Source organism: Mycobacterium sp. NPDC050041 (genome assembly GCF_049541695.1).
Classification (GTDB): domain Bacteria; phylum Actinomycetota; class Actinomycetes; order Mycobacteriales; family Mycobacteriaceae; genus Mycobacterium.
Genome location: NZ_JBMVDG010000005.1, coordinates 15,852 through 35,164 on the forward strand (window position 1 = coordinate 15,852; position 19,313 = coordinate 35,164).

A 19,313-nucleotide genomic window follows, 5' to 3' on the forward strand; every position below is an offset into this window, starting at 1 on the left:
CAGACATCCCTAGAAGAGGCGAAAGACAAACCCATGGCTGAAGTACTCGTGTTCGTCGAACACGCCGAAGGTGCCCTGAAGAAGGTCACCTCCGAACTGATCACCGCCGCCCGTGTGCTCGGCGAGCCCGCCGCCGTCGTGGTGGGCAAGCCCGGCACCGCCGAGCCGCTCGTCGACGGGCTCAAGGCCGCCGGCGCCGCGAAGATCTACGTCGCCGAGTCCGACGACGCGGAGAACTACCTGATCACCCCGCAGGTCGACGTGCTGGCATCGCTGGTTGAGTCGGCGTCGCCGGCCGCTGTGCTGCTGTCGTCGAACGCCGACGGCAAGGAGATCGCGGGCAGGCTCGCCGCCCGCATCGGGTCCGGCGTGCTGACCGACGTCGTCGAGGTCAAGGAGGGTGGCGTGGCCATCCACTCGATCTTCGGTGGCGCCTTCACCGTCGAGGCGGAGTCCACCGGCGAGCTGCCGGTGATCACGCTGCGCGCCGGATCGCTCGACGCCGAGCCGTCCGACGGCGCGGGCGAGGTCGTCAACGTCGAGGTGCCGGAGCAGGCCGAGAACGCCACCAGGATCACCGCGCGGGAGCCCGCGGTGGCCGGTGACCGTCCCGAGCTCGCCGAGGCCACCGTCGTGGTGTCCGGCGGCCGCGGGGTCGGCAGTGCCGAGAACTTCAACGTGGTGGAGGAGCTGGCCGACGCGCTCGGCGGCGCCGTCGGCGCCTCGCGTGCCGCGGTCGACTCCGGCTACTACCCGGGCCAGTTCCAGGTCGGCCAGACCGGCAAGACCGTGTCGCCGCAGCTGTACATCGCGCTCGGCATCTCCGGGGCGATCCAGCACCGCGCCGGCATGCAGACGTCGAAGACGATCATCGCGGTGAACAAGGACGAAGAGGCGCCGATCTTCGAGATCGCCGACCTCGGCATCGTCGGCGACCTGTTCAAGGTCACGCCGCAGCTGACCGAGAAGGTGAAGGCCCGCAAGGGCTGACCTCTGGTCGACGCACACGCTCAACCGGAACCCCGGCGCCCTGCGGCGCCGGGGTTCCGTCTTTTCCGCAGTCGGGCAAGACCACGGATTCTCCAGGGGGCGATCGACGCCACGAAGCGACGATGCTGAGGGCAGGTCAACCGAGGAGGGTTCAGAAGATGACGAACAGCGTGCGGATCACGGTCATGGGAGCCACCGGTCAGGTGGGCGCGAAGGTGGTCGAACTGCTCGAGAATGCGGGCCACCAGGTGGTCGCGGCGTCCCGCTCGACGGGCGCCGACGTGCTCACCGGTGCGGGCCTCGCCGACGCCCTGTCCGGCGCCGACGTCCTGGTCGACGTCACGAATTCGCCCTCGTTCGACGACGAGCCGGTGCTGGACTTCTTCACCAGGTCGACGGCGAACCTGACCGCGGCGGCCGCCGACGCGGGCGTCGGGCACTACGTGGCGCTGTCTATCGTCGGCGCCGACGGGCTGCCCGAGAGCGGTTACATGCGGGCGAAGGTGGTGCAGGAGCGCGCGATCGTCGGATCCGGCCTGCCGTACACGATCGTGCGGGCCACGCAGTTCCACGAATTCGCCGAGATGATCACCGGATCACTGGTCGTCGGCGGCGAGGTGCGCGCCCCCGACGCGTTGATCCAGCCGATCGCCGTCTCCGACGTCGCCGAGCAGGTCGCCCGCGTCGCACAGGACCCTCCGCGGGGCGGTGTGGTGAACATCGGCGGCCCGGAGAAGATGTCGTTCGCCGACCTGGCCCGAGCGGTGGTGCAGCGGCAGGGCGGCGGACAGCGTGTGGTGGTCGATCCGCAGGCCACCTACTTCGGCACACCGGTGCAGGCCGACAGCCTGGTCACCGGCGACGACGGCATCCTGGCCGGCACCCGGTTCGGCGACTGGTTGGCGGGTCGCTGACATGGAACTCACCGGTCAGTCGGCGTTGGTCACCGGCGGCACCGCAGGCATCGGCCTGGAGGTCGCCAGGCTGCTCGCCCGAGAAGGTGCGGTGGTGACCGTCACCGGCCGCAACGCCGTCCGCGGCGAGCGGGCGGCCGCCGAACTCGGCGTGCGGTTCATCGAGGCCGACCTCGCCGACCTGGCGTCGGTCGAATCGCTGGCCCGCCGATGCGGCGACGTCGACATCCTGGTCAACAACGCGGCCAGTTTCCCCGGCGCGCTGACCGTCGACCAGGACGTGGCGTCGTTCGAGACGACGTTCGACACCAACGTGCGCGGCGCGTACTTCCTGGTGGCCGCGATGGTGCCGGGCATGATCGCCCGCGGCGGCGGCAGCATCGTCAACGTCACCTCGATGGTGGCGTTCAAGGGTGTGCCGGGTGCGTCCACCTACAGCGCCTCGAAGGCCGCGCAGGAATCGCTGACCCGCACCTGGGCCGCCGAATTCGGGCCGAGGGGCATCCGGGTGAACAGCGTCGCACCGGGACCGACCGCCACCGAGGGCGTCTACGCCGAATGGGGCGACACCAACGACGAGCTCGGACGGACGCTGCCGCTGGGCCGGACCGCCCGGCCGGCGGAGATCGCCGAGGCGGTGCTGTTCCTCGCCTCGCCGAGAGCGAGCTTCGTCACCGGATCGACGCTGCACGCCGACGGCGGCGGCGCGGCCGCCTGAAGGGAGACGGGATGACCGGCCTCGACGAGGTGGTGCGGACGCGTCGCTCCAACCGGATGTTCCTGCCCGACAGACCTGTCCCGCGCGCGCTGCTCGACGAGGCGCTGGAGCTGGCGATGCGGGCGCCGTCGAACTCCAACACCCAGCCGTGGCAGCTGTTCCTCGCCACGGGCGATCGCCGGGCACGGCTGGTCGCGGCCCTGCTCGCCGCCGTCGACACGACGCCGCCCGCGCTGGCCTCGGCCGGCCTGCCGCCGAAGTTCGCGTACCGGCGGATGCAGAGCGGCGCCCTGGTGTACGGCGCGATGGGCATCGAGCGGGACGACCGGCAGGGCCGGTGGAACGCTCAGCGGCGCAACTGGGAGTTCTTCGGCGCGCCGGTGGCCGGGGTGGTGTGCATGCACCGCGACTTCGGTGCGGTGGACGCACTCGGGGTGGGGATGTTCCTGCAGACGCTGCTGCTGGCGCTCACCGAGCGGGGCGTCGGCACCTGTGTGCAGGTGTCGATCGCGCTGTATCCGGAGGTGGTGCGGGAGCAACTGGAGATCGGCGACGACCTGTCGGTGCTGTGCGGCCTGTCGATCGGCTATCCGGATCCCGCGTCTCCGGTCAACCACCTCGTCATGCCCCGGAACCCGGTGAGCGAGAACGTGGTGATCCTCGACTCCTGAGAGCGGCGGCGACCACAGTTCGTCATCCAGCGCTCACGGACACGTCATGCACACGACGCCGTCCCGAGACCCGGCTAGGCGAGCGTGCTGACCATGAGCACTGCTGCTGTACTCATCGCCGCCGATCAACAGACCACCTCGGTGAACGTCCCGCGGTATTCACTCCTGCTGTCCACCGACTCCGACCTGATCGAGGCCGCCCAGCGGCTGCGTCACGACGTGTTCACCTCTGAGCCGGGCTTCGCGCTGGCCGGCGCCACCGACGGCCGCGACGCCGACCGCTTCGACGAGTACTGCGATCACCTGCTGGTCCGCGAGGAGGAGTCCGGTCAGCTCGTCGGCTGCTACCGGATGCTGCCACCCCCGGGCGCCATCGCCGCCGGCGGTCTCTACACCGCAACGGAATTCGACGTCAGCGCGCTCGATGCGCTGCGGCCGTCGCTGGTGGAGATGGGGCGCGCGGTGGTGCGCGAGGACCACCGCAACGGCGGCGTGGTGCTGCTGATGTGGGCGGGCATCCTGGCCTACCTGGACCGCTGCGGATACGACTACGTCACCGGCTGTGTGTCCGTCCCGACGCACACAGACGGCGGAGCGCCGGGCAGCCAGGTCCGCGGGGTGCGCGACTTCGTCCGGCGCAGGCACGCCGCCCCGGAGCAGTTCACCGTGCACCCGTACCGCCCGGTGGTGCTCGACGGGCGCGGACTCGACGACATCGAACCCCCGGAGCGCCTGGCCGTTCCCGGTCTGATGCGCGGCTACCTGCGCCTGGGTGCGCGGATCTGCGGCGATCCCGCCCACGATCCGGACTTCGGCGTCGGCGACTTCCCGGCGCTGCTCGACAAGCGTCAGGCCGACACCCGGTACCTGAAACGCCTGCGGTCGGTCTCGGCCGCATCGACGATGGCCGAAGGGGTGACCCGATGACCGGCCTGGGCGCCGCGTCGGCACCCGGCCCGCAGCCTTCCCCGGTGGCCGACCACCCCTGGCTGCCCCGGGCCTCCTGCAATTCCGGTTGTGTCAGCGCCGGCGTCGGGCAGCCGAGCCGGCCCGTCCTGGTGCGACTGCGCACCGCGCTCCGGCTGACCATGGCCCTGCTGTTGGCGCCTGCGCTGCCACTGCTCGCGGTGCCGCTGCCCGGCCGCACACACGTCCAGCGGGCCTACTGCAGGCTGATGCTGCGCTGCCTGGGCGTGCGGATCACCGTGTCGGGCGGCCCGATCCGCAACCTGCGCGGTGTGCTCGTGGTGAGCGGGCACGTGTCGTGGCTGGACATCTTCGCGATCGGGGCCGTGCTGCCAGGGTCGTTCGTCGCGCGGGCGGACCTGGTCGAGTGGCCCGCCATCGGGCGGCTCGCGCGCATGGTGAAGGTCATCCCGATCGACCGGGCCAGCCTGCGCCGCCTGCCTGCCGTGGTGGCCGCCGTCGCCGACCGGTTGCGGGCCGGCCACACCGTGGTGGCGTTCCCCGAGGGCACCACGTGGTGCGGGCTGGGCTACGGCCGGTTCCGTCCTGCGATGTTCCAGGCCGCGGTGGACGCGGGCAGGCCGGTGCAACCGCTGCGGCTGAACTACCACCACCGCGACGGCAGGCCGTCGACGGTTCCCGCTTTCGTCGGCGACGACACGCTGCTGGAGTCGCTGCGCCGGGTTACCGGCGCACGCCTGACGGTCTGCCACATCGAGGTCGCGTCGCTGCAACTGCCCGGCGTCGACCGCCGCGACCTCGCCGCACGCTGCGAGGCGCTGGTCCGCGGGCAGGACCGGCCTGCGGTGTCCGCCACACCGGCGTCCGTGCACGCCCTGGCGGCCTGACCAGGCGAGGCGAGCGGCCCAGAGGTGGCCGGTATCCTTGAACGGTTATGTCCGAGCCGGTCTATCTCGACCACGCCGCCACCACCCCGATGCACCCCGCCGCCATCGAGGCGATGACCGCTGTGCTGGCGACGGTCGGTAACGCGTCGTCGCTGCACGGCACCGGCCGGCTGGCCCGCAGGCGGATGGAGGAGGCCCGCGAGGCGCTGGCGCACCTGCTGGGCGCCCGCCCGTCGGAGGTGGTGTTCACCGCGGGCGGCACCGAGAGCGACAACCTCGGGATCAAGGGCATCTACTGGGCCCGCCGCGACGCCGATCCGCGGCGCCGCCGCATCATCACCACGCCGGTGGAGCACCACGCCGTGCTCGACGCGGTGGAGTGGCTCGCCGAGCACGAGGGCGCCGAGGTGACCTGGCTGCCCGTGGAACCGGACGGTTCGGTGACGCCCGCCGCGCTGCGGGCCGCGCTTCAGCACCCCGAGGACGTCGCGCTGGTGACGGTGATGTGGGCCAACAACGAGGTCGGGACCGTGCTGCCGGTGCCCGAGCTGGCCGCGGTGGCCGCCGAGTTCGACATCCCGATGCACAGCGACGCGATCCAGGCCGTCGGCCAGATCCCGGTCGATTTCGCCGCCAGCGGCCTGTCCGCGATGAGCGTCGCGGCCCACAAGTTCGGCGGACCGACCGGTGTCGGTGCGCTGCTGCTGCGCCGCGACACCGCCTGTGTGCCGCTGCTGCACGGTGGCGGCCAGGAGCGCGACGTCCGTTCCGGCACACCGGATGTCGCGGGGGCGGTGGCGATGGCCGCGGCGGCCCGGGTGGCGATCGAAGGTATGGCCGTCACCAGTGCGCGGGTGCAGCAGCTGCGCGACCGGCTGATCGACGGCGTGCTCTCGGGCATCGACGACGTCTACCTCAACGGTGCCCGTGACGGCGGCCGGCTGCCCGGGAACACCCACTTCACCTTCCGCGGGTGCGAAGGCGACTCTCTGCTGATGCTGTTGGACGCCAAGGGAATCGAGTGCTCGACCGGATCGGCGTGCACCGCAGGCGTTGCGCAGCCGTCGCACGTGCTGATCGCGATGGGTGCCGACCCGGTGAGCGCCCGCGGTTCGCTGCGGCTGTCGTTGGGGCACACCAGTACCGACGCCGATGTCGATGCCGCGCTGGCGGTCCTGCCCGCGGCGGTGGAGCGCGCGCGCCAGGCGGCGCTGGCCAGTTCCGGGGTGCTGGAGTAGATGCGGGTCCTGGTCGCGATGAGCGGCGGTGTCGACTCCTCGGTCGCCGCCGCCCGGATGGTCGACGCCGGCCACGACGTCGTGGGTGTGCATCTGGCGCTGTCCGCCGCGCCAGGCACGCTGCGCACCGGATCGCGCGGGTGCTGCTCGAAGGAGGACGCCGGTGACGCCCGGCGGGTGGCCGACATCCTCGACATCCCGTTCTACGTATGGGATTTCGCGGACCGCTTCAAGGAGGACGTGATCGACGACTTCGTCGCGTCCTACGCCCGCGGTGAGACGCCCAACCCGTGCGTGCGGTGCAACGAGAAGATCAAGTTCTCCGCTCTGGCGGCCCGCGCCCTGGCGCTCGGCTTCGACGCCGTCGCGACCGGGCACTACGCGCGGCTGTCCGCAGGCCGGCTGCGCCGCGCCGTCGACCACGACAAGGACCAGTCCTATGTGCTGGGTGTGCTCACCGCGGGCCAACTCCGCCACGCGTTGTTCCCGATCGGCGACACCCCGAAGGCGCAGATCCGCGAGGAGGCGGCCCGCCGCGGCCTGGCCGTCGCGGACAAGCCGGACAGCCACGACATCTGCTTCATCCCGTCCGGCGACACCCGGGCGTTCCTGGGCGCCCGCATCGGCGTGCGGCGCGGAGCGGTCGTCGACTCGGGCGGCGCCGTGCTCGCCGAGCACGACGGGGTGCACGGCTTCACGGTCGGACAGCGCAAGGGCCTGGGCATCGCCGGGCCCGGCCCGGACGGGCGACCGCGTTACGTGACGGACATCGATGCCGCGACCGGAACGGTTCGCGTCGGCGATCGGGAGGATCTGGACGTGTGGCGCCTGACGGGCGAGCGTCCGGTGTTCACCAGCGGGTCGGCGCCCGACGGCCCGGTGGAGTGTGCGGTGCAGGTGCGTGCGCACGGCGGCGTCGCCGACGGTGTCGCGGCGCTGGCTGACGGCGTGCTCACGGTGGACCTGCGGGCTCCGCTGCGCGGGGTGGCACCGGGCCAGACCATGGTGCTCTACCGTCCCGACCCCGAGGGCGACGAGGTGCTGGGTAGCGCGACGATCCGCGGCTAGCCGTACCCCTAGGGGATCAGCAGTAGCGCCGACGTCGTCACCATGACGGCGGCGGTGAGGCCGTGTACTCCCCAGGCGATCGACTTCGGCCCTCCGTTGGCGAGCACGATGGCCGCGTCGGCGATCGGAATGATGGTGGCGGCCAGGATTATCCAGCCGAGCAGATGCGTGACGCCGGCAACCATCAGGATGACGACGAACAGTCCTGAGGCGATGTCACGGATGCCCTTGACGCTCAGGTAGGCGCCGGTGGAACGCTGATCGAGATCGGGCTGCACACCGTAGCCGGCGGCGGCGGCGCGCGGCGCGACGAGGAATCGCGCGCCGATGACGATGATGGCCGCGGCGATGAGCCCGGCGAGCACGTAGGCGACGGTGGTGAGGGTCATGACAGAGACTCCTGGAACTGGGAGGAATTGGGGGAGAACGGCATCGGATCGAGGAGTACCGATTCGACGTCGACGATGTCATCGGCGTCGAAGCCGGCCATGTCGGCGGCGAAGTCGGGACTGGCCATGATGTGTCGCGTGAGGTGTTCGGGGTCGGCGCCGGGTGGATAAGTGATCAGCGCGACGAGTCGATGTGCTCCGCCTGCGTGTTCGGTCCAGACACCGTGAGTATCGACCCCGAACGTGGCGAAGGTCGTGACGTGGCGGGCCCAGTGCACGGTCGCGTACCGCTGCAGAGCCTCGGGTGACCGCAGTGTGTAGATCCTGAGTTGGAACATCGAATCCCGCTCTCTTCCAGTCGTCTTTGGGAACTCAGGCGATCAACGCGATGCACAGGGCGGCCACTGCCACTCCCTGCAGGGCGGCGCGAGCACCGATGATCCGGTCCCACCGTGCCTGCAGCGCACGCCCGTCCGGTAGCGACCGCCCCGCGTCGGCGGCAGCGGTCAATTGCCGGTTGATGGGTGCGCTCACCCGGAGGTAGAGCACCAGCCAGATCGACAGCAGGACCAGCGCGATTGCCGCCGCGATGGCCTGCGCCCAGTGCGCGGCCACCGCGGCCAGCACCGCGGTGGCCGCGGTCGCGAGGATGCCGAGCACTCCGGGCACCGGCATCCGCCGGTCGCCGTAGCGGTGAACGTGCCCGGTCACCGCGACCAGCACGCCGTCGTCGACCGCGGCCAGAGCGGGCCGCAGCACGACCGCACAGAACACGTCGGTGCCGTAGACCACCGCGGCGCCGAGCACCGCGATCAAGGCGACGACGCGGGTGATGAGGTCCAGGTCCATGGGGACTCCTCGGTCGAGTAGGTGTTAGCAACGCTAACCCCCAGCCCGTCCGACGTCAATAGCAGCGCTAGCATTACTAGCGGTGATATCGTGCGGTATGCCGATCGACGAGCGCCGAGAGCGCGAGCGCGCCGCCCGTCGAGGGCTGATCGTCGACGCGGCCCGCCGACTGGCCGAGTCCGAAGGCTGGGACGCGGTCACCACGCGTCGCCTGTCCGCCGAGATCGAGTACAGCCAACCGGTGTTGTACAAGCACTTCACCGGCATGGAACAGATCGCCGGGGCCGTGGCGATCGAGGGCTTCGGCGAGTTCGTGAAGGTGCTCCGGGCCGCCCGCTCCGGCCCCGGCACGGGCCGGGATGTCCTCACCCGGGTCTCGCGCGCCTACCTCGACTTCGCCCGCGACAATCCGGCCCTCTACGACGTGATGTTCATTCGTGCGACCACGTTGCGCTTCGCCGCCCAGGACACACCGCCCCAGCTGACGGCGGCCTTCACCGAGCTTCGACAGGCGCTCGCCCTGGTCGCCGCCGGGCAGGACGCGGACGCGCTCACCGAGGTGTTCTGGGCCGGGCTGCACGGCCTGGTCACCCTCACCCGCGCCGGCCGGTTACGCCCCGGCCATGACGCGGAACGTCTCGATCTGCTCGTCGAGTCGTTCATGGCAAGCCGCTGACGGCACGCCCCGCGGGACTACTCCCGAATCCTGGCCAGGATGTTGGTCATCACGATGTCGGGCACCGAATCCGGGAAACTGCAGAACGTCACCTCGACCAGCACCACGGACTTGAGGCGGTAGTCCCGGCCGCACCCGCCGGGCCGGGTCTGTGCCGCATCATCGGAGGCCGTCCAGTCCCCGACGATCGACGACCCGGCACCGGTGCCGTCGCAGCGGTCGATGTGACCGACAAGGCCGTCGAAGGCGCGGCGGGCCGTCACCGGATCGCGGTAGCCGGCGGCGCCCTGCGAGATGAGCCCGCCGTCGGGCGGGTTCTGGAACGTCGTCTTGTGGAACTCCTCGACGTCCGGACCGAAGGTCTGCGTCTCGGCGTAGACCCAGCCGCACTGCGGCGGCACCGTCGGCATCAGCGCTTCGATGTCGACCGGGAACTTGCCGTCCATCGACGGGATGACGGTCAAGTCCTCGCCGGCGCCGGTGATGGCGCGCATCTGCGACTGTTCGAGGAGCACCGTGTCCACGTCGACGGGTGAGCGTGAGTGGTCGTCGATGCCGGGCACCGGCCGCACCGCATTGCCGCCGACGGTGTGGGCGCACCCCGCCACGAGCAGCACCGCGACGAACAGCAGCCACCGGGCCCGAGCGCACATGGCGGCCCCTTCCGTCGTCACGACTTTAACCCGGTCGCATATCGTCAAACGGGTGAGCGTTTTCGCCGGGGCGACCGGTATCGGATCCTGGCCCGGCGCCGACCCGCGTCAGGCCGCCGAGGTCGTGGTGGGGGAGCTGCACACCCTGCCGCATCTCGTCGAGCTGCCGTCGCGCGGGGTCGGCGCGGACATGATCGGCCGGGCGGGGGGACTGCTGGTCGACATCGGCATCGACATCGTGCCGCGCGGCTACCGCATCGCCCCCGGCCGCAGCACCGCGCGGCGCCGTGCGGCGAGTCTGCTCGCCGAGGACATCGACGCGCTCGAGGAGGCCTGGGAGAAGGCAGGACTGGCCGGCTCCGGGCGCACGGTGAAGGTGCAGGCGCCGGGACCGATCACCCTGTCGGCGGAACTCGAACTGCCCGGCGGACATCGCGCGATCACCGACCCGGGTGCGGTACGCGACCTCACCTCCTCGCTCGCCGAAGGGGTGGCGGGTCATCGCGCGGAACTGCAGCGGCGCCTCGGCACGCCGGTGGTGGTGCAGTTCGACGAACCCCTGCTGCCTGCCGCGCTGGCGGGCCGGCTCACCGGCGTCACCAGTTTCAGCCCGGTGCACCCGGTCGACGAGCCGGTGGCCACCGCGCTGCTCGACGAGTGCGTCGCCACGGTCGGCGGTGACGTCGCGCTGCACAGCTGTGCCCCCGATCTACCGTGGAAGCTGTTCCTGCGCAGCACTCTTCACGCCATCTCGGTCGACAGCGCGACACTCACGGTCGCCGACCTCGACGGTGTCGGAGAATTCGTCGACAGCGGCCGCGCCGTGGTGCTGGGTGTGGTGCCCTCGGCGTCCCCGACCGCACCGACGTCGGCCGAGGACGTCGCGAAGGCGGTGGTGACGCTGACCGACCGGCTCGGATTCGCCCGGTCGGTGATCACCGACCGGATCGGCATCACCCCCGCGTGCGGTCTGGCGGGGTCCACGCCCGAGTGGGCGCGCACTGCCGTCGGGTTGGCACAGAGGGCCGCCGACGTCCTGGCGGTTGACACCGCAGCGGTCTGACCGCAAGACGCAACCGAAAGGTTGCCTTTCTCGCCGGCCTCCGCTAGCGTGAGGAGCAACCAGGAGGTTGCATATGAATACCGATCGCATCGAGAAGGAAGTACTGCTGCGGGCCCCGCTGGAGCGGGTGTGGCGGGCGATCAGCGACGCCGACGAGTTCGGCCGCTGGTTCGGCGTGCGCTTCGACGGACCGTTCGTCGAGGGCGCGACCGTGACCGGCGTCATGACGCCGACGGCGGTGGACGACCGGGTGGCCGGCATGCAGGAGCCCTACGCGGGGCAGGCCGACAGCTGGCACATCGTCGCGGTGGAACCGAAGCGCCGGTTGGCATTCCGCTGGCATCCGTATGCCGTCGAGCCGGGCGCCGATTACTCCGCCGAACCGACGACCCTGGTGGAGTTCACCCTCACCGAGGCCGACGGCGGCGTGCTGCTGCGCATCGTCGAATCCGGCTTCGACGCCGTTCCGGCCGCGCGCCGGGCGTCGGCCTTCGAGGCCAACAGCGAGGGCTGGTCGCTGCAGGCCGAGCTGGTCGGCAAGTACCTGGCGCTGGACGAAAAGGTGTGAGTACCACCGTCGAGGCCACCGCACCGCTGTTCGACGCCCTCGGCGACGCGAACCGGCTGCGCATCGTCATCCGGCTCTGCGACGGCGGCCCGTGCTCGACATCGGAAGTCACCCAGGTGATCCCGGTGACCCGGCAGGCCGCCACCAAGCATCTGTTGCAGCTCGAGGCGGTGGGTCTGGTGAGCAGTCACCGGCAGGGCCGCGAGAGGATCTGGCGGATGCGCCCGGAACCGCTCGCGGAGGCCAGCGACTACCTGACCGCGCTGTCGACACGGTGGGACCGCGCGATCGAGCGGTTGCGCGCCCTCGTCGAGGACGACTAGCGGCGCAGGTCCTTCCGCAGGATCTTGCCCGACGCGGACTTCGGTATCGCGTCGATGAACTCGACCATCCGCACCTTCTTGTACGGCGCCACCTCACCGGCGACGAACTCGATCACGTCGTCCTCGGTCAGCTCGGCGTCCGACTGCGCGACGACAAACGCCTTCGGAACCTCTTCGCCCTCAGCGTCGTTCACGCCGATCACCGCCGCATCCGCGATCGACGGATGGCTGAGCAGCACCGCCTCGAGTTCGGCGGGCGGCACCTGATAGCCCTTGTACTTGATCAGCTCCTTGAGCCGGTCGACGATGTACACGCAGCCGTTCGAGTCCACCTGCGCCAGATCGCCGGTGTGCAGGAAGCCGTCGCCGTCGATGGTCTCGGCGGTGGCCTGCTCGTTGTTCAGGTAACCCGCCATCACGTTTGGCCCGCGGAACCACAGCTCTCCGGTAGCGCTCAAACCCTCTGCCGGAATGCCGATCTCGTCCCCGGTCTCGCCGTCGACGATCCGGCTCTCGGCGTTCGGCACCGTCCAGCCGCTCGAGCTCAGCGGCGCGACCGCGCCCACGAGTTCGGTGCCGCCGTCGAACGGGGTGACGTGACTGACGGGGCTGAGCTCGCTCATGCCGTAGCCCTGCACCACCGCGCAGTCCAGTCGCTCGGCGACCGCCCGGCCGAGGTCGGCGTCCAGCGGTGCGGCGCCGGACATGATCCCGCGCAGGCTCGACAGGTCGTAGTCGTCGATCATCGGGTGCTTGGCGAGCGCCACGGCCACCGGCGGCGCGATGAACGCGAAGGTGCACCGGTGCTCGGCGATGTTCTGCAGGAAGTCGCTCAGGTCGAACTTCGGCATGATCACCAGCCGCGCCCTGGCGTGCAGCGCGGCGTCGAGCAGCACCGTCATGCCGTAGATGTGGAAGAACGGCAGCACGGCCAGGATGCGGTCATCGGCGGTCATGCCCTGCACCGGGCGGATCTGGGCGACGTTGGCGGCCAGGTTGCGGTGGGTGAGCATGACGCCCTTGGGGTTTGCAGTGGTGCCGGAACTGTAGGGCAGCACCGCGAGGTGGGTGGCCGGGTCGAAGTCGACATCCGGGGCGGGGTGACCGGGGCCGAGCAGGTCGTCGGCATTGGGGTGGCCGTCGGCGGCGAGTCCGGGGCCGTCGAGCACCAACAGCCGGTCGGCGGGCAGGCCGACCGCCTCGGCGGCCTCGGCGGCCTGGGCCAGCAGCGGGCCGACGGTGACCAGCAGCCGTGCGCCCGAGTCGGTCAGCTGCTTGGCGACGTCCTTGGCGGTGAACAGCGCGTTGATGGTGGTGGCCGTCGCGCCCGCCCGCAGGATGCCGTGGAACGCGATCGCGAAGGCCGAGCTGTTCGGGGAGAGCAGCCCGACCACGTCACCGACGCCGATGCCGCGATCGGCCAGCGCACCGGCGAACGCGTCGATGCGGGTGAGCATCTCGCCGTAGGTGATCTCGGTGCCGGGTGCGGCGTCGACCAGCGCGACCCGCTGCGCGTCGGCCTCGGACAGGTCGCCGAACAGGTAGTCGTACAGGCTCGTGGTGGGGATGTGGACGTCGGGGTATGGGCTCGCGAAACTCATGGTGCCTGCCATCGAACCACGCCCGGCCGCGCGGCCGGTCAGAGTCCGTCGAGGAGCTTGATCTGCTTCTTGCCCGCCACCAACCGGTACGACGCGTCGACGAGCTCGCGCACCTCGTCCCAGTCGACATCGCCCTTGGTGAAGTCGAGCCCGAGCCAGCCCGACGGGCCCATGTAGGCCGGAAAGAAGAAGCGGTCGTCTTGCAGCAGCGCCTCGTGGTCGGACTTGCCGACCTTGACCATCACGCAGTGCGGGACGGTCTCCATCGAGCCGCTCTCCTTGGTGCTGCCGCCGTACATCGCGAACATCTTCGCCACGAAGAAGCCGGGCCTGCCGTGGGACACCTTCTCGTAGGCCTCCGGGTAACTCAGCGCGATCTCACGCACTTCCGCCAGTCCGGGATCGCCCTCGCGGAACATGATCGGGTGCGGCATGCCCGTCAGGCTAAGCGCTCCGGCGCCGTTGTCACAGCGCTTCGATAGCCTGCGTAGGTGAGCTCGAAAGACGCCGAGTCGGCGCTGGCCGAACAGGCCGAGGAGGCGCCGGACGCCGACGTGCGACGGGCCTGGCAGGAACTCGCCGACGAGGTGCGCGCGCATCAGTTCCGCTACTACGTCAAGGACGCGCCGATCATCACCGACGCGGAGTTCGACACCCTGCTGCGCCGGCTGCAGGCACTCGAGGACACCCACCCGGAACTGCGCACCCCCGACTCGCCGACACAGCTGGTCGGCGGCGCGGGCTTCGCCACCGACTTCACCTCGGCCGAGCACCTCGAGCGCATGCTCAGCCTGGACAACGTGTTCACCCCCGACGAACTCGCGGCGTGGGCCGCCCGCCTCAAGGGCGAGATCGGCGACGACGCGCACTACCTGTGTGAGCTCAAGATCGACGGCGTGGCGCTGGCGCTGGTCTTCCGGGACGGCAAGCTCGAGCGTGCCGCCACCCGGGGCGACGGCCGCACCGGCGAGGACGTCACGCTGAACGCCCGCACCATCGAGGACGTGCCCGAACGGCTCACCGCCACCGACGAATTCCCGCTGCCCACGGTGCTCGAGGTGCGCGGCGAGGTGTTCTTCCGGCTGGCCGACTTCGAGGATCTCAACGCCGGCCTGGTCGCCGAGGGCAAGCCGCCGTTCGCCAACCCCCGCAACAGCGCGGCCGGTTCACTGCGCCAGAAGAACCCCGCAGTGACGGCGCGGCGCCGGCTGCGGATGATCTGCCACGGCCTTGGCCGGGTCGAGGGCTTCACACCCACGACGCTGCACGACGCCTACCGGGCACTGCAGGCGTGGGGATTGCCGGTGTCCGACCACACCACCCGGGTGCAGGGTGTCGACGCGGTGACCGAGCGTGTCGCGTACTGGGGCGAGCACCGCCACGACGTCGAGCACGAGATCGACGGCCTGGTGGTCAAGGTCGATGAGGTGTCGCTGCAGCGCCGGCTCGGGGCGACATCACGCGCACCGCGCTGGGCGATCGCCTACAAGTACCCGCCCGAGGAGGCGCAGACCAAGCTGCTCGACATCCGCGTCAACGTGGGCCGCACCGGCCGCGTCACACCGTTCGCCTACATGGAGCCGGTCAAGGTGGCGGGTTCCACCGTCGGCCTCGCGACGCTGCACAACGCCTCGGAGGTGAAGCGCAAGGGCGTGCTGATCGGTGACACCGTCGTCATCCGCAAGGCGGGGGATGTGATCCCCGAGGTGCTCGGCCCGGTGGTCGACCTGCGCGACGGCTCGGAACGCGAGTTCGTGATGCCCACGCACTGCCCCGAGTGCGGCACCGAACTGGCGCCGGCCAAGGAGGGCGACGCCGACATCCGCTGCCCGAACGCGCGGACCTGCCCGGCGCAACTGCGTGAGCGGGTGTTCCACGTCGCGGGCCGCGGCGCATTCGACATCGAGGGCCTCGGGTACGAGGCGGGCATCGCGCTGCTGCAGGCGCAGGTCATCACCGACGAGGGCGACCTCTTCACGCTCACCGCCGACGACCTGCTGCGCACCGACCTGTTCACCACCAAGGCCGGTGAGGTGTCGGCCAACGGCAGGCGGTTGCTGGCCAATCTGGACAAGGCGAAGAGTCAGTCGCTGTGGCGGGTGCTGGTCGCCCTGTCGATCCGGCACGTCGGGCCCACCGCGGCCCGCGCGCTGGCCACCGAGTTCGGCAGCCTGGACGCGGTCATCGAGGCATCGGAGGAGGAGTTGGCCGCCACCGAGGGTGTCGGGCCGACCATCGCCGCCGCGGTCAAGGAATGGTTCACCGTCGACTGGCACTGCGCCATCGTGGAGAAGTGGCGCGACGCCGGTGTCCGGATGGCCGACGAGCGCGACGCCAGCATCGCCCGCACGCTGGAGGGGCTGTCGATCGTCGTCACCGGATCGCTCACCCGGTACTCCCGGGACGAGGCCAAGGAGGCGATCATCGCGCGCGGCGGCAAGGCCGCCGGATCGGTGTCGAAGAAGACGGCCTACGTCGTCGCGGGCGACTCTCCGGGCTCCAAGTTCGACAAGGCCGTCGAACTGGGAGTTCCCGTGCTCGACGAGGACGGCTTCACCCGGCTGCTCGACGGTGGCCCCGACGCCGTCTGAGCCCAGGCCGCGGGCGGCTCGCCGTTTGCTGCGGCCGCGCGGCGATGTTTGGGGAACCGGCGGACGGCTACTCTGAGCCCGATGACCACGAGCAGCCCGTCCGACGTCGAGCAGCTGGACCGGACCCGCCGCGTGGTGGCAGGCATCGCCGAGGCGTTCTCGGCCAAGGTCGTCGGCCAGGAGAATCTGCGCGAGACGCTGCTGATCGGCCTGCTGACAGGCGGCCACATCCTGCTCGAAGGCGTTCCCGGCCTTGCCAAGACCACCGCGGCGCGCGTCGTCGCCGAATCGATCTCCGGCGGATTCCAGCGGATCCAGTGCACACCGGACCTGCTGCCCAGCGACATCATCGGCACCCAGATCTACGACGCGGCCACCAGTTCCTTTGTCACGCAACTGGGTCCGGTGCACACGAATATCGTGATACTCGACGAGATCAACCGGTCCAGCGCCAAGACCCAGAGCGCGATGCTGGAGGCGATGGAGGAGCGGCAGACCACCATCGCCGGCCGGCTCTACCCGATTCCCGAGCCGTTCCTGGTGATCGCCACCCAGAATCCCGTCGATCAGGAGGGCACCTACCCGCTCTCGGAGGCCCAGACCGACCGGTTCATGCTCAAGGAGGTGCTGCGCTACCCGACGCCCCAGGAGGAGGCGGAGGTGATGTTCCGCATGGACGCCGGTGTCTACGACCGCGCGCACGCCACCGCGCCCGTCATCAGCCTCGACGAGATGCGGATGATCCAGCGGGTCGCCGCCCGGGTGCATCTCGACCCCAAGCTGGTGCACTACGTGAGCCAGCTGGTGTACGCCACCCGCAACCCCGACGAGTTCCTCAGCCCGCAGCTCGCCCGCCTCGTCGAGTACGGCGCCAGTCCCCGCGCGACGATCGCGTTCTGCCGGTCCGCCCGGGCGCTGGCGTTGCTGGCCGGCCGCAATCACGTGCTGCCCGACGACATCCGCGATCTCGCGCACCGCGTGCTGCGCCACCGGCTCGTCCTCGGCTTCGAGGCCGTCAGCGCCGGTGTCACCACTGAGACCGTCGTCGACGCCGTGATGCACTCCGTCCGGGTGCCCTGAGTCCGTCATGGGCAGGCACCTCAACCGGGCCAAACAGTACTTCGGCTCCGACACCCGGGGAATGCTCGAGGGCGGCCACTACGCGTTGTTGCACACGCGCACTATGGAGTTCGACGATCTGCGACCCTACGTCCCCGGTGACGAGATCCGCGACATCGACTGGCGGGCGACCGCGAGGGCGGGCTCGGTGCTGGTCAAGCGGTTCGTCACCGAGAAGCATCACAAGATCCTGCTGGTGGCCGACGCGGGTCGCAACATGTCCGCACTCGCCCCCGGCGGAGAGCTCAAGCGCGACGTCGCGGCGGTGGCGATGGGTGCCATCGGCCTGATCGCACTGCGCCGCACCGACGAGGTGGGCCTGGTCTACGGCGACGTCCGCGGCTCGCAGCACATGCGCAGCGGCCGCGGTGAACCGCACATCGAGGGCCTGATCGAGCAGTTCTACCTGCACAGCCGTGGCGACGTCGGCATCAGCGACATCGTCAGCCAGCTCGAGTACGTCGCGCGCCACCACCGGCGGCCGGTGCTGCTCGTGGTGATCTCCGACGAGCCGGAGGTCAGTCCCCGCCTCGACGAGGCGATCCGCCGCCTCGCGGGCCGCCATGACGTGCTCTGGCTGATGATCTCGGACATGCCGGCCGTGGGCGGCCCGGCCGACGGCGGGCACGAGGGCGTCGACGTGGCGACGGGGCGGGTGGTGCTCGACGGCCACAGCCTGGGCCCACGGGTGCTGGCCGCCTACCGCAAGGCCGAGCGCCGCCGCCTCACCGCGCTGGTCGAGACGATGACCGCCCGCGGTGTGCCGTTTGCCCGCATCACGGGCAGCGCCGACGTGCGCGCGAAGCTCACCACGGTGACCGAGGCGTACCGCCGTGCCGGGTGAGGATCTGCTGCGCTTCGTCGGCGGCCCGCTGCCGTACTCGACGGGCTGGCTGCTGCTGGCGGCCGTTCTCGTCGTCGCCGTGCTGCTCTGGTGGACGGCCGTGGTGCTGTGGACGTTGCCGCCGGAACGCTTGCGGCGCATCCCGGTTGTACGGGATGTGCACCGGCGCCTGACCGAGCGCCGGTTCGTGCGGTCGGTGCGGGCCATCACCGAGCGGCACCGCCGTCATGAGCTGACGGCGGCCGAAGCCGGCACCGAACTCGCCCGGGTGGTCCGGAGTTTCCTGTCCGTGCGGACCGGTGTCGGGGCGCAGTACCTGCACACCGGCGACATCGCGCGCGGCGACCTCGCCCATGCCGCACCGCTTTTGGAACGGATCGACGACGTGCAGTTCAACGCCGACTCCGACGTCGATGTGATCGAGCTGGGCGCCGCCACCGAAGCGCTCGTGACGACCTGGAACTGACGGCCGGTCAGCGCAGGATGGTCGCCACGATGCCGGCCAGATAGCCCAGCCGGGCCACCTCCGACGGCCGGAACAGCGGCCCGCCGGGGCGGCCGAGCACGACCGCGCACTGCGGTTCGCTCAGCGGCGCGGCGGCCAGGGTGGTGTCCATGTCGCGCCACACCTGCGGCACCCATTCGGCCGCGCCGTCCAGCGCGGCGGCACGCTCCAGCGGCAGCCACGGAGCGGACCCGGCCTGTGTCTCCGGGGCCGAGGCGCTGCCGACGATCCGCTCGACGCCGTCCGCGGTCGAGCGCACCACGGTGCACCACCCGACCCGCAGCACCTTCGGCGCCTCGTCGGCCAGCACCTGCAGCTTCCCGTCGCGGCCCGACGCGGCGGCGATGTGATCGATCAACTCCAGCTCGCGGTGCGCCTCCAGCAGCCCGGTGTGGGGGCGGATGCTGTCGACGTAGACGCCGTTGAGGTTCTCCGCGGCGGTGATCAGCATGTCCGGCATCGCGCCCGCGGGCAGGTCGACCACCAGGTCGTCGATGGCGTATCCGGAGGCGCGCTCGACGACGTCGAGGGACAGGATGTCGGCGCCCACCGAGCCCAGTGCGACCGCCAGCGAGCCGAGACTGCCCGGCCGGTCGTCCAACTGGACCCGCAGGAGATACGAAGGCACGGCTGACACTGTGACACAACGGGCTGCGTCCCGCCCGCCGCGCCGGGACACGCCCACCCACCGCCCGGAAGCCCGCCGGACCGGCCCGACC

23 protein-coding genes are annotated in these 19,313 nt (G+C 70.8%); 16 read left to right on the forward strand and 7 right to left on the reverse strand.

All coding sequences use genetic code 11. The features are described 5' to 3' along the window. The first annotated feature begins 33 nt into the window (after positions 1-33). The 8 genes from ACPCHZ_RS16695 to mnmA all read left to right on the forward strand — a co-directional run bounded on the left by ACPCHZ_RS16695 (position 34) and on the right by mnmA (position 7,413). On the forward strand, positions 34-990 hold the full coding sequence (locus ACPCHZ_RS16695) for an electron transfer flavoprotein subunit alpha/FixB family protein (protein ID WP_423485753.1): 957 nt from the start codon (positions 34-36) through the stop codon (positions 988-990). 170 nt (positions 991-1,160) lie between these two features. After that, on the forward strand, positions 1,161-1,904 hold the full coding sequence (locus ACPCHZ_RS16700) for an SDR family oxidoreductase (RefSeq protein ID WP_423486081.1): 744 nt from the start codon (positions 1,161-1,163) through the stop codon (positions 1,902-1,904). Between the two features lies 1 nt (position 1,905). Beyond that, a complete protein-coding gene (locus tag ACPCHZ_RS16705; protein WP_423485754.1) occupies positions 1,906-2,622 on the forward strand; it encodes an SDR family NAD(P)-dependent oxidoreductase in 717 nt (238 codons plus the stop codon). 11 nt (positions 2,623-2,633) lie between these two features. Next, positions 2,634-3,293 carry a nitroreductase gene (locus tag ACPCHZ_RS16710; protein WP_423485755.1) on the forward strand — a complete coding sequence of 220 codons (660 nt, stop codon included), beginning with the start codon at positions 2,634-2,636 and terminating at the stop codon, positions 3,291-3,293. 93 nt (positions 3,294-3,386) lie between these two features. Then, the gene (locus tag ACPCHZ_RS16715; RefSeq protein WP_423485756.1) at positions 3,387-4,220 is read left to right on the forward strand and encodes a GNAT family N-acetyltransferase; all 834 of its coding nucleotides are present in this window, start codon (positions 3,387-3,389) and stop codon (positions 4,218-4,220) included. Further along, entirely contained in the window at positions 4,217-5,107 is an 891-nt protein-coding gene (locus tag ACPCHZ_RS16720; RefSeq protein WP_423485757.1) for a lysophospholipid acyltransferase family protein, read from the forward strand. Before ACPCHZ_RS16715 ends, ACPCHZ_RS16720 begins: the two co-directional genes overlap by 4 nt. 47 nt (positions 5,108-5,154) lie before the next feature. After that, positions 5,155-6,345, forward strand: coding sequence for a cysteine desulfurase family protein (locus ACPCHZ_RS16725; RefSeq protein ID WP_423485758.1), 1,191 nt, complete (start codon positions 5,155-5,157; stop codon positions 6,343-6,345). Beyond that, positions 6,346-7,413 carry a tRNA 2-thiouridine(34) synthase MnmA gene (gene mnmA / locus ACPCHZ_RS16730; protein ID WP_423485759.1) on the forward strand — a complete coding sequence of 356 codons (1,068 nt, stop codon included), beginning with the start codon at positions 6,346-6,348 and terminating at the stop codon, positions 7,411-7,413. 8 nt (positions 7,414-7,421) lie between these two features. On the opposite strand, the gene ACPCHZ_RS16735 is transcribed toward mnmA, so the two are convergent. The 3 genes from ACPCHZ_RS16735 to ACPCHZ_RS16745 are packed head-to-tail and all read right to left on the reverse strand — an operon-like array spanning position 7,422 to position 8,651. Next, positions 7,422-7,802 carry a DUF4267 domain-containing protein gene (locus ACPCHZ_RS16735; RefSeq protein WP_423485760.1) on the reverse strand — a complete coding sequence of 127 codons (381 nt, stop codon included), beginning with the start codon at positions 7,800-7,802 and terminating at the stop codon, positions 7,422-7,424. After that, positions 7,799-8,140: an NIPSNAP family protein gene (locus ACPCHZ_RS16740; RefSeq protein ID WP_423485761.1), complete on the reverse strand. Its 342-nt coding sequence runs from the start codon at positions 8,138-8,140 to the stop codon at positions 7,799-7,801. The genes ACPCHZ_RS16735 and ACPCHZ_RS16740 overlap by 4 nt, the downstream gene beginning before the upstream one ends. A gap of 34 nt (positions 8,141-8,174) precedes the next feature. Continuing rightward, positions 8,175-8,651 carry a DUF1772 domain-containing protein gene (locus ACPCHZ_RS16745; protein WP_423485762.1) on the reverse strand — a complete coding sequence of 159 codons (477 nt, stop codon included), beginning with the start codon at positions 8,649-8,651 and terminating at the stop codon, positions 8,175-8,177. 97 nt (positions 8,652-8,748) lie between these two features. Here ACPCHZ_RS16745 and ACPCHZ_RS16750 point away from each other — a divergent pair, with 97 nt between their 5' ends. Further along, entirely contained in the window at positions 8,749-9,327 is a 579-nt protein-coding gene (locus tag ACPCHZ_RS16750; protein WP_423485763.1) for a TetR/AcrR family transcriptional regulator, read from the forward strand. A gap of 17 nt (positions 9,328-9,344) precedes the next feature. On the opposite strand, the gene ACPCHZ_RS16755 is transcribed toward ACPCHZ_RS16750, so the two are convergent. Beyond that, positions 9,345-9,980: a sensor domain-containing protein gene (locus ACPCHZ_RS16755; RefSeq protein ID WP_423485764.1), complete on the reverse strand. Its 636-nt coding sequence runs from the start codon at positions 9,978-9,980 to the stop codon at positions 9,345-9,347. A gap of 52 nt (positions 9,981-10,032) precedes the next feature. On the opposite strand from ACPCHZ_RS16755, the gene ACPCHZ_RS16760 reads away from it, so the two are divergent. The 3 genes from ACPCHZ_RS16760 to ACPCHZ_RS16770 all read left to right on the forward strand — a co-directional run bounded on the left by ACPCHZ_RS16760 (position 10,033) and on the right by ACPCHZ_RS16770 (position 11,934). Further along, positions 10,033-11,043 carry a methionine synthase gene (locus ACPCHZ_RS16760; RefSeq protein ID WP_423485765.1) on the forward strand — a complete coding sequence of 337 codons (1,011 nt, stop codon included), beginning with the start codon at positions 10,033-10,035 and terminating at the stop codon, positions 11,041-11,043. A gap of 73 nt (positions 11,044-11,116) precedes the next feature. Then, positions 11,117-11,611, forward strand: a complete 495-nt coding sequence (locus ACPCHZ_RS16765; protein WP_423485766.1) for an SRPBCC family protein — start codon at positions 11,117-11,119, stop codon at positions 11,609-11,611. Further along, a complete protein-coding gene (locus ACPCHZ_RS16770; RefSeq protein ID WP_423485767.1) occupies positions 11,608-11,934 on the forward strand; it encodes an ArsR/SmtB family transcription factor in 327 nt (108 codons plus the stop codon). The genes ACPCHZ_RS16765 and ACPCHZ_RS16770 overlap by 4 nt, the downstream gene beginning before the upstream one ends. Here the strand turns inward: ACPCHZ_RS16770 and ACPCHZ_RS16775 are convergent. Together ACPCHZ_RS16775 and ACPCHZ_RS16780 are read right to left on the reverse strand one after the other, a co-directional pair. Next, positions 11,931-13,535: a 4-coumarate--CoA ligase family protein gene (locus tag ACPCHZ_RS16775; protein WP_423486082.1), complete on the reverse strand. Its 1,605-nt coding sequence runs from the start codon at positions 13,533-13,535 to the stop codon at positions 11,931-11,933. The two genes, ACPCHZ_RS16770 and ACPCHZ_RS16775, sit on opposite strands and share 4 nt — an antisense overlap. Before the next feature lie 38 nt (positions 13,536-13,573). Further along, positions 13,574-13,969 (reverse strand): MmcQ/YjbR family DNA-binding protein, encoded by a 396-nt coding sequence (locus ACPCHZ_RS16780; protein ID WP_423485768.1) that lies wholly within the window; start codon positions 13,967-13,969, stop codon positions 13,574-13,576. A gap of 84 nt (positions 13,970-14,053) precedes the next feature. On the opposite strand from ACPCHZ_RS16780, the gene ligA reads away from it, so the two are divergent. From ligA to ACPCHZ_RS16800, 4 genes are all read left to right on the forward strand, one after another. After that, positions 14,054-16,126, forward strand: coding sequence for an NAD-dependent DNA ligase LigA (ligA, locus tag ACPCHZ_RS16785; RefSeq protein WP_423486083.1), 2,073 nt, complete (start codon positions 14,054-14,056; stop codon positions 16,124-16,126). 81 nt (positions 16,127-16,207) lie between these two features. Continuing rightward, positions 16,208-17,206, forward strand: a complete 999-nt coding sequence (locus tag ACPCHZ_RS16790) for an AAA family ATPase (protein ID WP_423485769.1) — start codon at positions 16,208-16,210, stop codon at positions 17,204-17,206. A 7-nt stretch (positions 17,207-17,213) separates the two neighbouring features. Beyond that, complete coding sequence (locus ACPCHZ_RS16795) at positions 17,214-18,089, forward strand: DUF58 domain-containing protein (protein ID WP_423485770.1); 876 nt, start codon at positions 17,214-17,216, stop codon at positions 18,087-18,089. Then, entirely contained in the window at positions 18,079-18,555 is a 477-nt protein-coding gene (locus ACPCHZ_RS16800) for a hypothetical protein (RefSeq protein ID WP_423485771.1), read from the forward strand. Before ACPCHZ_RS16795 ends, ACPCHZ_RS16800 begins: the two co-directional genes overlap by 11 nt. Before the next feature lie 7 nt (positions 18,556-18,562). Here ACPCHZ_RS16800 and ACPCHZ_RS16805 read toward each other — a convergent pair whose 3' ends face one another. Next, positions 18,563-19,222, reverse strand: a complete 660-nt coding sequence (locus ACPCHZ_RS16805; protein WP_423485772.1) for an amino acid-binding protein — start codon at positions 19,220-19,222, stop codon at positions 18,563-18,565. Between the last annotated feature and the right edge of the window lie 91 nt (positions 19,223-19,313).